Source organism: Priestia veravalensis (assembly GCF_001457055.1).
Lineage (GTDB): Bacteria > Bacillota > Bacilli > Bacillales > Bacillaceae_H > Priestia > Priestia flexa.
On the sequence record NZ_KQ758627.1, the window covers coordinates 129,243 to 142,352 of the forward strand.

The window sequence follows — 13,110 nt, forward strand, 5'->3', positions numbered from 1 at the left end:
CATTATTATTTAATTAAAGCATTACAATCAATAATTAACGCTACTTGCCCATCACCTAAAATTGTTGCTCCTGAAATGGCAAACGGAGAAGTTAAGTAATTGCCTAATGATTTTAAAACGATTTCTTGCTGACCTATAAACGAGTCAACAATTAAACCGGCTGTCTTATCACTTTTTCGTACAATCACAACAGGATAAACATCTTTTTCCTCAGAAGTTTCCGGTACGTCAAACAGCTTTTTTAGGTTTAATAGCGGTATGATTTTTCCTCGGAAATCAATAACTTCTTGCCCGTGAGCTTTCATAACGTCTTTTTTATTTACAAGTGCTGTTTCAATGATAGATGACAATGGAAGTGCATAGCGTTCATCTTGCATATTAACAAGCAACGCTGAAATGATTGATAATGTTAAGGGTAGTTGGATAGAAAAAGTAGATCCATAGCCTGGTATTGAATCAATTGTCACCGTTCCACCTAAGGACTCAATTGTATTTTTGACAACATCAAGCCCTACACCACGCCCTGAAACATCAGAAATTTGTTCGGCTGTGGAAAAACCAGATGCAAACATAAGATCATATACTTGTTGATCTGTTAAACCTTGAGCACCTGTTTCTGAAACAATTCCTTTTTTCAGGGCTTTTTCTAAAATTTTATCGCGGTCGATCCCTGCACCATCATCTTCAAGGTCGATGAACACATGATTACCACTATGATATGCTTTCAGTCGAACTGTACCTTCCCTCTTTTTCCCATTCTGTTCACGCACGTCCGGCATTTCAATCCCATGGTCTAGCGCATTGCGAAGCAAGTGGACCAGGGGATCACCAATCTCATCAATAACCGTACGATCAAGCTCTGTTTCAGCACCGATAATCTGCAAGTTGATTTCTTTCCCTAAATCTTTTGCCAGTTGACGAACCATACGTGGAAAACGATTAAAAACAGTCTCGACTGGAACCATACGCATGTTTAAAATAATAGACTGCAAATCTCCAGAGATACGTGACATCCGCTCAACAGTTTCCTCTAACTCTTGATTATTTAAGTCTTTTGAAATCTGCTCAAGGCGCCCTCTATCAATAACTAGCTCTTCAAATAAATTCATTAAGCTATCTAAGCGATCGATGTTCACTCGGATTGTTTTATTAATAGGTGCAGTTTTTGCTGGTGCAGTTTCTTTGACATTAAGGTCATCAGCACGCTTTGTATTAGACTGTTGAGGGCGTGACATTTGTTTTTCACTATCGGTTGCTACATTTTCTTTTGGCTCCACAGTATTAATCTGAACATGCTCTACTTCAGAGATTTGCATCAGCTGCTCCTTTAACGAGCTTTCCTCTTCTTTTGATACCAATACAGCCGTAAATTGTTGATCAAACTGTTCTTGTTCTATATCTTGAACTGATGGGTTTGACTTAACCACTTCACCAGCTTGCTCAAACACGTCAAATACCATATATGCTCGCGCTGCCTTTAATAAACAGCGCTCATCTAATGTAACGGTTACCTCATATACAAAGAATTCTTGTTGTAACGCTTGGTTTAGAAGGTCCGTTTCAAATTCATCATATACAATACTAGGTGATACGACTTTACTTTCTGTAGCTGCTGCCACTTCTAATCCTCCGCTTTCTAAAGCCTGGAGTTTCGTTACAATCTCTTGTACATCATATCCTCCGTCACCACCTGTGGCGATTGACTCCACCATGACGTCTAAAGCATCCACTGATTCAAACACTAAGTCGACAACGCGTGTATTTACGCTTAATTGCTGGTTACGAATCGCATCTAGTACATTCTCCATTTTATGAGTAAGGTTCGCTAAATCTTCAAACCCCATCGTTGCTGACATTCCTTTTAACGTATGAGCTGAACGGAAAATTTCATTTACAAAACTAAGATTATTAACATCCTTTTCAAACTCTAACAACTGTTGATTAATATTCTGTAAGTGTTCCTTACTCTCTTCAATAAATACTTCTAAATACTGACTCATATCCATTGAGTGCTCCCCCTATTTCTGCACGTAATGTAAAATACGATTTGCTACATAATGTAATGGCTGTATTTCATCTACTAACCTTGTGGCGATTATAGACTTTGGCATTCCATAAATAATAGCCGTTTCTTCCGACTCGGCAATCGCTATGGTTTGCCCTTTGCTTTTCATATGAATAACGCCTTCCGTTCCATCTGCTCCCATTCCAGTTAATACAACCGCGACTTTTTCATAGTTAGGACAATCTGCAAGCGACTGAAACAAAGTATCAACTGATGGTCGGTGCCCTTTTACCGGTAACAACTGATCCAAAACAGTTATTAATCCTTCTTTAGATTCTTTTACGGTTAGATGGTAGCCTCCGGGTGCAATATACGCACATCCTGGTTCTAACTTTTGATCATCTCTTGCTTCTTTTACCGAAATAGCAGCTAACCGATCTAATCTAGCTGCTAGTGAACTCGTAAAACCAGCTGGCATGTGTTGAACAATTAAAATAGGGACTGGAATCGTTGCAGGAAGCATTGTTAGAACTTCTTGTAATGCTCTTGGCCCTCCGGTTGATGTACCGATGCAAACCACTTTCTTTAACGGCTTTCGGTCTCCCCTTACCATTGATGATTTCACAGGCTTGTCTTTAATTGATTCTTTTGAATTGAAAGGAAGATTTGCTTTGCTCGCAATATAGAGTTTTGTTAATAGCTCATCTTTTACTTTGTCGATATCTAGTGAAATAGCACCTGAAGGTTTGGCAACAAAATCAACTGCTCCATACTCCATCGCTAAAAATGTATTATTTGCTCCTTCAAACGTTGTACTAGACAACATTACAACAGGAGTTGGCTTAATTTTCATTAATTCTTTTAACATCTCTAATCCGTTCATCACAGGCATCTCTACGTCAAGTGTCATAACATGTGGATTCAATAGCACAGCTTTCTTTAGTGCTTCCTCGCCGTTTCGAGCTGTCCCCACTACGTTAAACCTACCGTCTTCCTCTAGTAAACTAGTAATAACCTTTCTCATAAACGCTGAATCATCAACGATTAATACTTTAATTTTATTCAACTAGCAAACCCTACCTTTCGAGAAATAACTTCTTCAGCTTGGCTACAAACCCAACGCTGTGATTTCTGGTACTAGACGATGTTGCATATTGATTTACAATATTCTTAATTCCTTGGCTTGCACTGCCTTTTGGATATTGTAAAATGAATGGAACCTGACTATTTACCGAATGAGAAACGCAGCGGTCTTCCTCTATTGTTCCTAACAATTCAATTGAGCACTTCAAAAACTGTTTAACTGCTTGATTAAAGCGTTCATACGTGTTTACACCTTCTTTAATAGAAAGTGACTTATTTACTACCATCTTAAAAGAAGCATTCACACCATATAAATGTAAGAACTTTAATGCAGCGTAACAATCCGTAATTGATGTTGGTTCAGGCGTAGTAATGAGCACCATGTCATCCATTGCCTTTAAAAAAGCAATGACGCCCTCTGTCATTCCTGCTCCCATATCAAAAATTAAGTAGTCATAATCTTGAGAAACGGAGTTAAATTGATCAATTAGATAATGCAAATCATTTTGTTTCCACTCAAATAAAGAGGTAATTCCAGAGCCTCCTGCAATATATGAAAGACCCTTTGGTCCTTGTTTGATGACACGCTGAATGGGCCATTTATTCTCTAACATATCCACGATAGTGTAGGTCGAAGCAATTCCCATTAATACGTCAATATTGCCCATTCCAATATCCATATCAAAAAGCAGCACCCGATATCCTTTCTCTTGTAAAGACAATGAAAAATTCAGCGAAAAATTAGACTTTCCAACTCCCCCTTTTCCACTAATGACTGCTAATGTCTTAGCCTCCGTCCGTTGATTAGAACCATGTTTGACCGCTGCTACCCTTTTTCTTAAAGCTGCTGCTTGATCATTCATGTTTCCAATCTCCAAACAGATAATCCACTATTTTTTCAGCAGTATATTTCTCTAGATCGTCAGGGACATCTTGTCCAATCGTCATAAAAGAAGCTGGCAGCTGACACTCCGTTAGCACATTAATAATTGGACCAAATGTTGTGGTCTCATCTAGCTTTGTCAAAATAATTGAATCAATTGGTATACTACTAAACTGTTGGTAAACTTTACGTAAATCAGCCATTTTTGCCGTCGCTGCTAACACTAAAAAGGTTTCCATGTGTTCATTAAACGACATCATATTGTGGAGGTCATGAATGTATTGGCTGTCTAAAAAGTTCCGCCCCGCTGTGTCTATGAACACAATATCGTATTCATTAAATATCTGAAGCGCTTGCTGAAAATCTTCATTGTTATAGCAAACTTCAATTGGAACATTCAGAATGGACGCATACGTTTTTAACTGATCGATAGCGGAAATACGATATGTATCAGTTGTAATGAACGCAACTCTTTTATTTTGTTCTAAAATACACGACGCAGCTAATTTTGCTAGCGTTGTTGTCTTACCAACGCCTGTAGGACCAACAACGTTAATATATTTCTTTTGAAATACTTTTGAACGTTCTGAATATGATAGGTAATCTTCAAACCAGCTTTTCAGCCATTCAACCACCTGCTTATCGCCTAGCGAAGGTGTTGTATAATATAACTCCATGACTTTATCTCTTACTTCTTTTAACAATCGTTCTTCGATCTCTTGATGTTGCAAATATGAAATAACTTTTTGAACAAGCAACGGATATTCAACAACAGTATTTCTTAATGGGTGCACCGTTGCAATAAGCTGTTTTAATTCATCAATCTGCTTCATAAGCTGTTCATCTGTACGTTTTTTAACATATTTTTTAGTTTTTTTTACTTGGTCGTCTACCCCAGCAATTACTTCCAACTTCTTTTTAGTAAAGACGCCCATAAATCCACCAACTTTAACAGAACGCGACTTTAAGATCACCGCTTCTGGACCAAGCTCTGCTCGAATAACTTTCATTGCTTCCGGCATTGAAGATGCCACATATTTTTTTACCTTCATGATAAATCAACCACTCCAACGCTCTGAACTTCAATACTTGCTTCTAGTTCGTTATATGATAAAATCGCAACTTGAGGTATATATCTTTCTGTTAGCTGGCGGACATACATCCGTACAGCTGGTGAGCAAAGAACAATCGGTGTTTGATCTTGAAACCCTGCCCCATCAACTTGAGCTACAATATGTTCCACAATGTTTTGGGAAACGTATGGATCCAATGATAAATAGTTCCCATGTTCTGTTTGTTGAACTCCTTCAGCTAGTACTTTTTCAACCTTCCCCGATAGCGTAATGACGCGAAGCAGCTGTTCTCCAGCAGCATACTGGGTGGTAATTTGCCTAGATAATCCTTGACGAACATATTCTGTTAATAGATCCGTATCAGATGTCATCTTTCCATAGTCAGCTAGTACTTCAAAGATAACTGGCAAATTCCGAATCGATACCTGCTCTTTTAATAATTTAGCTAATACTCGCTGGATTTCTCCTACTGAGAGTGGAGATGGGGTAACCTCCTCAATTAAGATTGGATACGACTCTTTTACATGATCAATTAATTGTTTAGTTTCTTGGCGACCTATTAGCTCGTGAGCATATGCTTTAATTACTTCTGTAATATGTGTTGATACCACTGAAGGCGGATCTACTACGGTATACCCAAACATCTCTGCTTGCTCTTTAGTTGCTTCATTAATCCACTTGGCTGGCATTTGAAAGGCAGGCTCAATTGTATCAATGCCTTCTATCATATCGTCACCCATTCCAGGACTAATTGCTAAGTAATGATCGAGCAATAAATCACCTCTTGCCATTTCATTCCCTTTAATTTTTAGCCGATATTCGTTTGGCTGTAGTTGAATATTGTCGCGAATTCTTACAACAGGAATTACTAAACCAAGCTCTAAAGCAAGCTGACGGCGAATCATAACGATACGATCTAACAAGTCGCCTCCTTGATTTGTATCTGCTAAAGGAATAAGACCATAACCAAATTCAAACTCGATAGGATCTACGCTCAATAAATTCACAACGCTCTCAGGACTTTTCATATCATCAGCTGGCACTTCTTCTTCTGATGCGGCTTCTTCGTTTAAAAGAAGTTTTGCTTTTTTAGGAGATAAGTAATAACCTCCTGCTGCTAGTAAAAGTGCTAATGGAAGTGTTAATAAATCATTGATTGGCGTAATGAGGCCAAGAACAGCAATAGTCGCTCCAGTAACATATAGCATTGTAGGAAACGCAAATAGCTGTCCCGTAATATCTTGACTTAAATTCCCTGTAGAAGCTGCTCTTGTTACAATAATACCTGTAGCAGTGGAAATCATTAATGCTGGAATCTGACTGACCAACCCATCACCAACTGTTAATAAAGTAAACGTTTGGGATGCTTCTCCAATGCTCATACCCATTTGCATCATTCCAATAATGATGCCAAATAAAATATTAATTAGTGTAATAACAATACCAGCAATTGCATCTCCCTTTACAAACTTGCTGGCTCCGTCCATTGATCCGTAAAAATCCGCTTCACGCTGAATTTTCTCACGCCTTTGAATGGCTTCTTTTTCGGAAATCATTCCTGCATTTAAATCAGCGTCAATGCTCATTTGTTTTCCTGGCATTGCATCAAGAGTAAAGCGTGCAGCTACCTCTGAAACGCGCTCAGCTCCTTTTGTAATAACTAAAAACTGAATGATAATTAAAATAACAAAAACAACAAATCCTACAAGTGGATTCCCACTGATAACAAAGTTACCGAATGTCTCTACCACACCGCCGGCATTACCTTCACCTAAGATAGCTCTTGTGGTGGATACATTTAACCCCAAGCGAAAAAGTGTCAGCACAAGCAATAACGATGGAAAAACAGATAGCTCAAGCGGCTCTTTCATGTTCATTGATACAAGCAAAACAAGCAGTGCAAGAGATATATTTACCATAATTAACACGCTCAACAACCAAGACGGGAGCGGAATAACAAGCATAACAATAATGAGTACAACACCTATAACAACTGGTAACTCTCTTGCAGACATGAATCATTTCTCTCCTTATTTCTTATAATCTTCAATACTTATACCTTTTTTTGAATGCGATACACATACGCTAAAATCTCAGCTACCGCTTTAAAAAACTCTTCGGGCACCACATCGCCAACTTTCGTTTGTTCATATAAGCCTCTTGCTAAAGGTCGGTTTTCTACCATAATGATTTCATGGCTTTTTGCAACGGCTTTTATCTTTTGAGCTACAAAATCTACTCCGCTTGCCACCACGTATGGAGCATCCATTTTATCTTCATCATATTTTAAAGCAATTGCATAATGAGTTGGATTCGTAATGACAACATCCGCTTTCGGCACTTCTTGCATCATTCTAGACATCGCCATCTCACGTTGTTTCTGCTTAATTTTAGATTTGATGAGTGGATCTCCTTCAACATTTTTATTTTCTTCTTTAATATCTTGCTTTGACATCCGAATGTTTTTTTCAAAATCAAACTTTTGGTACATGTAGTCAAGAACAGATAATAAAAGTAGAACACAAGAGGCTGCAAGGCCCATTTGCAACACTAGTTTTGCTAGCGATACCAGACTGTCTCCGATGCTCCGATGAGATAAAATGAGAACCTCATCAATGTTAATCCATAATACAGCAAACGTAACGGCACCAATTAAGACGATCTTTAACGTTGATTTCAATAGTTCTACAATGGCTCTCATTGAAAAAATTCTTTTAGCCCCTTTAATTGGATCAACCTTCTCCAATTTTGGCTGAAGGGGTTCAGCTGAAAAGAGGACACCCACCTGCATATAATTAGCTGCAAGCGCACCTACCAAGGCAACGAGCATAATAGGTCCGAGTGCATATGCAATTTCAGGAAGAAGGTCTCGTAGCAAAATAAACACACTTTCTTCCGTAACTTCCGTTAGCATATATGTCTGAAAAGATTCCTTTATAATGAGCATCATCTTTTCAAGCGTATGCCGAGCTCCGAATATAAAATAGAGAAAAACAAGAAGTAGCATAATGGCTGTCGTGACGTCTTGGCTTTTTGCTACTTGTCCTTTTTTTCTAGAGTCTTGCCTCTTTTTAGGCGTTGCCTTTTCCGTTTTTTCTCCCGCAAAAAACTGCAAATCTAACCGAACGAGAAACATTTTTATACTCCTCCTAGTAAATGAACCATCGTTCGCATCGCCTCTAGCATGTATTCAAAGATTAGCTGCATCATATAAAACATACTTCCCATAACCACGATTAGAAAAATAAACGCCACGATGATTTTGAGCGGAAATCCTACTACAAAAATATTAAGCTGAGGTACCGTTCTTGCGACGATTCCTAGTGCTATATCAACAAGAAATAACGCGCCAACAACCGGGAGCGACATTTGAACCGCTAATAGGAACATCATGCTAAATGTTTTAATAATTGTCGTCACAAACAGTTCGGTTCCAACTGAAAATGAAAGCTCGTTAATCTTTAATACTTCATAACTATGATAAACTCCATCTATTAACAAATGATGACCATTGGTCGATAATAAAAAGAGCAGGGCAAAAATATAAAGGTACTGACCGGTAATTGGACTTTGAGCACCCGTTTGCGGATCCATCACGTTAGCGATAGCAAAACCCATTTGAAAATCAATTAACCCACCAGCAATTTGAATTGCCATGATTACGATATATGCAATTAACCCCATCGAAATTCCAACGAGACACTCCTTAATGACAAGAAGCAAAAAGCGATCGTCAAGTGGAATAATTGGAAAATCTAGTGTTGTGACTACAACAAGTGATAAAGCTGCCGCTAGCCCTACTTTGTGAAAAGTTGGAACTGTACGATATGAAAAAAGCGGTACCGTAATAAAGAAAGCGGACAATCGTACTAAAATTAAGAGAAATGCCGGATAAACATTGATTAGCTCCACCATCTTTATCCGATATACCTATGTAGGTTTGAAAAGATATTATACGTAAATGACACCATCTTAGATAACATCCATGGCCCAAAAAATACAATTCCTACAAGTACCGCTACAATTTTTGGCACAAAGGCCAAGGTTTGTTCTTGAATCTGAGTTGTCGCTTGAAAAATACTGACAAGCAAACCGACAACGAGTGCTAATAGCAAAAGTGGACCACACACAATTAAGATTGTATATACGCCTTTTTCTGCTAACGAAATGACAAATTCTCCATTCATGTTTTTCACCTATTGAAAACTTATTAATAATGATTTAACGACTAAATTCCAACCGTCTACTAAGACAAAAAGCAAAATTTTAAACGGCAGAGAAATCATCACTGGCGGTAACATCATCATCCCCATCGACATTAATACGCTGGAAATAATCATATCAATGACAAGAAACGGAACAAAGATCATAAAGCCGATTTGAAAGGCTGTTTTTAATTCGCTAATTGCAAATGCAGGAACCAATGCCGTTAATGGAATTTCTTCTACTGAACTTGGTTTATCCATCTCTGCATATTCTAAAAATAACGCTAAGTCTTTCTGCCTTGTATGAGCACTCATAAACTCTTTCATAGGAAGAGATGCTCGATCGTACGCTTCTGTTAAATTAATTTCTTCATTAAATAAAGGCTGCAAAGCTTCTTTATTCACCTGTGAAAACGTCGGTGCCATAACAAAGAATGTTATGAATAAAGCGAGTCCTAACAGTACTTGATTGGGAGGCATTTGCTGAGTGCCTAATGACGTTCGAACAAACGAAAGAACAATAACAATTCGAGTAAAGCATGTCATTAAAATTAAAATACCTGGAGCAATTGATAGAACCGTTAAAAGCAGCAATAATTGGATTGAGGTTGATACATTTTCAGCATCACTAGCATTAAAAATCTCCATCACTTCATTCATGTTGCTTACGGTTCCTTTCTAATTCTTCCAACTTGGTTTTCCGCTTTTTCATCATCTGATTTAACGATTGTGTAAAAGATTTCATACTTTCAACTGAAATAGCTTCCTTTTCTTTTCGTTCAAATAGTGATGGAAGAACCACTTTATATTCACCATCACTGCGTTGATCTTCGTACTTCTTTAACAACTGCTCCTTGTCTTCTCCAACTACTTCTGAAAGCAGCTCAATATTTTCTCCTACACCTACAACGAACAGCTGCTCACCGACCTTAACAACTTGAACCGATTTACTATTCCCAAGGTTAGTTCCACCTAAATTTTCCACCAGCTGATTTTGCTTTAATACATTTCCTTTTGACTTCACAAATTTTAAGACAACTAGCAATAAGCCAATCACAAATGCAAAAGCAACTAACATTTTCACCACTTCACCAGCGGAAATAGTCGCACCTTGATTGGTATCACTATCACCAACTGCGTTAGGGTCCAACTCTTTTTCACAAGCGCTTGGATTTTCTATACATTCTTTCACTGAATCCGATGTTTCTGCCGCTTGCACGCTTATACTATTTTGAAACAACAGACTTCCAGCGATAGCTAAAATAAATACGATATATCGCAGCAATGTTTGCCACCTCTTACCTTTTCATAATACAAAGTGGAGCAGAGCAGCTGCTCCACTTTTTTCTTTATCCTACAGCTTTTGAAATGGCTTCAAGCACACGGTCTGCTTGAAATGGCTTCACAATAAAGTCTTTTGCACCAGCTTGAATTGCATCGATAACCATTGCTTGTTGTCCCATTGCTGAACACATAATTACTTTCGCAGCTGGATTCAGTTGCTTAATCTCTTTTAAAGCCGTAATACCATCCATTTCCGGCATTGTAATATCCATTGTTACGAGGTCTGGCTGATGCTCTTTATAAAGATCGATAGCTTGCATTCCATCAGCAGCTTCCCCCACAACTTCATATCCATTTTTCACAAGAATATCCTTAATCATCATGCGCATAAATGCCGCATCGTCTACAATTAATACTCGTTTACTCATTTTATTTTCCCCCTATATAAAGTTACTTTAATTTATTAATACGATCACGTTGACTAACTATATCCGTCACGCGAACGCCAAAGTTTTCATCAATTACCACTACTTCACCTTTAGCGATTAGCTTGCTGTTAATCAAAATATCGACCGGCTCACCAGCAAGTTTGTCTAACTCAATTATTGACCCCGATGACATCTCTAAAATTTCTTTAACAGTTCGTTTTGTACGCCCTAACTCTACAGTTACTTGAAGTGGTATATCTAACAACATGTCTAAATTATTTGTTTCGGACTGTGATGGTATTTCATTTCCATCAAAAGATGAAAAAGCAACAGGTTGAACATTAACAGGAGCTGCAGGCATAACTGGTTCTTGTTGCAGTGATTCACTCACTTGATTTTGCAAAGGTTGTTGAGATGGTATTTCTTGAACAAGTTCACTCTCTTCTTCTGCGGTCGCAACTGGATTCAGCAGTTCATTTACTAACCCTTTTGCAAAAGGAAGAGATAACAATTGCATAATATTAGAATCGATTAGCGTGCCAACTTTTAGATTGAATGAAACTTTAACTAGCACATCGTCCCCTTCTAATAAGTTCGTGCCTTCTCCTTCTGGAAGATCTAAAATATCAAGGATTGGTGGCGAAATATCTACTTTCTTTTGAAAAATCGTAGACATAGATGTCGCTGCTGAACCCATCATTTGGTTCATCGCTTCTTGAACGGCACTTTGTTTAATTTCATCTAGTAATTCTCCTGGATTTTCACCGTCTCCACCAAGCATTAAATCAGAGATAATAGCTGCATCACTTTGTTTAATAACAAGTAAGTTTCGACCTGAAATTCCTTCTGTATAATGAACTTCTACCGCAACATGCGGATTGGGAAATTCTTCTTTCAGCTCTTCTTTATGAATCAACGAAACATAAGGCGTTGTAATGTCAACTTTTTGATTTAATAAGGTTGACAATGCAGTAGCAGAGCTACCAAATGAAATATTGCCAATTTCACCAAGCGCATCGCGTTCCATCTCTGTAAAGTGTTTACTAATTTCACTTTCTTCTAGGTTGCTATCTGAAGGCATAGGGTCTAATGAAGACGTTCCTTTTAGCAATGCATCGATTTCATCTTGAGAAAGCATATCTCCTGTCATAACGACGTTCCCCCCTTAAACTGATCTAAAATTTGAATCGCCAATTTCCTTTTTAATTGTCCTGGCTGCGCACTAAATTTCGGTACACCTCCAACTTGAACGATGAGAGGTTGATTAACACCTCGGTCCAAGCGAATGATGTCTCCCTTATCTAAAGAAAGGAAATCCTCAATGGATATATCAGTCTGTCCTAGCATCGCAACAACAGGAACGGTTGCACCTTGAACTTGTGTTCGAATCTGCTCAACCTCTAATTCATTTGGCTCTTTTTTAGATGATTGCATCCAATAATGCACTGATAGCTTTGAAATAATAGGCTCCAGCGTAACATGTGGGATACATAAGTTAATCATGCCTGTTTCTTCACCAATTTGTACGCTTAGCGAAATGACTACAACAATCTCATTTGGTGATATAACTTGTAAAAATTGTGGATTAACTTCAAGTTCTTCCATTTCTGGATTAATCACAGCAACTGAACTCCAGGCCTCTTCCATAATATCCAGCGTTTTATCTAACAAATTACGAAGTAGTTTTGTTTCAATCTCTGTTAAATTATCTATTTTTTTATTTCCTGCTTCTCCTTTGCCACCTAAAATACGGTCTAGCATCGCGTATGCAATATTCGGGTTTACTTCCATAATTATTCTGCCATCCAGAGGTTCGACTGACATGACATTTAAGACCGTCATGCTCGGAACCGAGCGAACAAACTCTTCATAAGGAATTTGATCTGCTGATACAACTGAAACCTGTGTGATTGTTCGCAGTTGAGCTGAAAGTAATGTTGTTAATAATCTCGCATAGTTCTCATAGATCCTTGTTAAACTTCTAATTTGATCTTTTGAAAACCGTAAGGCTCTTTTAAAATCATAGGACCTGACGCGATTTTTCGTGTTTTCATCTTTTAACTGCTGCGCATCCATCTCTCCTGTCGACAGCGCAGACAACAGTGCGTCAATCTCGTTTTGAGACAATACATCACCGGCCAAAAACCTC

At 38.1% G+C, this 13,110-nt stretch carries 13 protein-coding genes; all 13 read right to left on the bottom strand.

The window, feature by feature from the left end:
* Window positions 1-5: 5 nt before the first annotated feature.
* The 13 genes from AS180_RS00670 to fliM all read right to left on the bottom strand — a co-directional run bounded on the left by AS180_RS00670 (window position 6) and on the right by fliM (window position 13,103).
* On the bottom strand, window positions 6-2,006 hold the full coding sequence (locus AS180_RS00670; RefSeq protein WP_025908966.1) for a chemotaxis protein CheA: 2,001 nt from the start codon (window positions 2,004-2,006) through the stop codon (window positions 6-8).
* A gap of 12 nt (window positions 2,007-2,018) precedes the next feature.
* Entirely contained in the window at window positions 2,019-3,071 is a 1,053-nt protein-coding gene (locus tag AS180_RS00675; RefSeq protein ID WP_025908967.1) for a protein-glutamate methylesterase/protein-glutamine glutaminase, read from the bottom strand.
* A 10-nt stretch (window positions 3,072-3,081) separates the two neighbouring features.
* Complete coding sequence (locus AS180_RS00680; RefSeq protein WP_025908968.1) at window positions 3,082-3,951, bottom strand: MinD/ParA family protein; 870 nt, start codon at window positions 3,949-3,951, stop codon at window positions 3,082-3,084.
* On the bottom strand, window positions 3,944-5,023 hold the full coding sequence (locus AS180_RS00685; RefSeq protein WP_025908969.1) for a flagellar biosynthesis protein FlhF: 1,080 nt from the start codon (window positions 5,021-5,023) through the stop codon (window positions 3,944-3,946). The genes AS180_RS00680 and AS180_RS00685 overlap by 8 nt, the downstream gene beginning before the upstream one ends.
* Window positions 5,020-7,059, bottom strand: coding sequence for a flagellar biosynthesis protein FlhA (gene flhA / locus AS180_RS00690; protein ID WP_025908970.1), 2,040 nt, complete (start codon window positions 7,057-7,059; stop codon window positions 5,020-5,022). The genes AS180_RS00685 and flhA overlap by 4 nt, the downstream gene beginning before the upstream one ends.
* Window positions 7,060-7,097: 38 nt before the next feature.
* A complete protein-coding gene (flhB, locus tag AS180_RS00695) occupies window positions 7,098-8,180 on the bottom strand; it encodes a flagellar biosynthesis protein FlhB (protein ID WP_025908971.1) in 1,083 nt (360 codons plus the stop codon).
* Between the two features lie 2 nt (window positions 8,181-8,182).
* Window positions 8,183-8,959: a flagellar biosynthetic protein FliR gene (gene fliR / locus AS180_RS00700; RefSeq protein WP_025908972.1), complete on the bottom strand. Its 777-nt coding sequence runs from the start codon at window positions 8,957-8,959 to the stop codon at window positions 8,183-8,185.
* 2 nt (window positions 8,960-8,961) lie between these two features.
* On the bottom strand, window positions 8,962-9,231 hold the full coding sequence (gene fliQ / locus AS180_RS00705; protein ID WP_025908973.1) for a flagellar biosynthesis protein FliQ: 270 nt from the start codon (window positions 9,229-9,231) through the stop codon (window positions 8,962-8,964).
* A 9-nt stretch (window positions 9,232-9,240) separates the two neighbouring features.
* Window positions 9,241-9,909 (bottom strand): flagellar type III secretion system pore protein FliP, encoded by a 669-nt coding sequence (gene fliP, locus AS180_RS00710; RefSeq protein WP_025908974.1) that lies wholly within the window; start codon window positions 9,907-9,909, stop codon window positions 9,241-9,243.
* Complete coding sequence (locus tag AS180_RS00715; protein ID WP_025908975.1) at window positions 9,902-10,534, bottom strand: flagellar biosynthetic protein FliO; 633 nt, start codon at window positions 10,532-10,534, stop codon at window positions 9,902-9,904. The genes fliP and AS180_RS00715 overlap by 8 nt, the downstream gene beginning before the upstream one ends.
* A 64-nt stretch (window positions 10,535-10,598) precedes the next feature.
* Window positions 10,599-10,961 carry a response regulator gene (locus AS180_RS00720; protein WP_025908976.1) on the bottom strand — a complete coding sequence of 121 codons (363 nt, stop codon included), beginning with the start codon at window positions 10,959-10,961 and terminating at the stop codon, window positions 10,599-10,601.
* A 22-nt stretch (window positions 10,962-10,983) separates the two neighbouring features.
* Entirely contained in the window at window positions 10,984-12,111 is a 1,128-nt protein-coding gene (gene fliY, locus AS180_RS00725) for a flagellar motor switch phosphatase FliY (protein ID WP_025908977.1), read from the bottom strand.
* Window positions 12,108-13,103: a flagellar motor switch protein FliM gene (gene fliM, locus AS180_RS00730; RefSeq protein WP_025908978.1), complete on the bottom strand. Its 996-nt coding sequence runs from the start codon at window positions 13,101-13,103 to the stop codon at window positions 12,108-12,110. The genes fliY and fliM overlap by 4 nt, the downstream gene beginning before the upstream one ends.
* Window positions 13,104-13,110 lie beyond the last annotated feature (7 nt).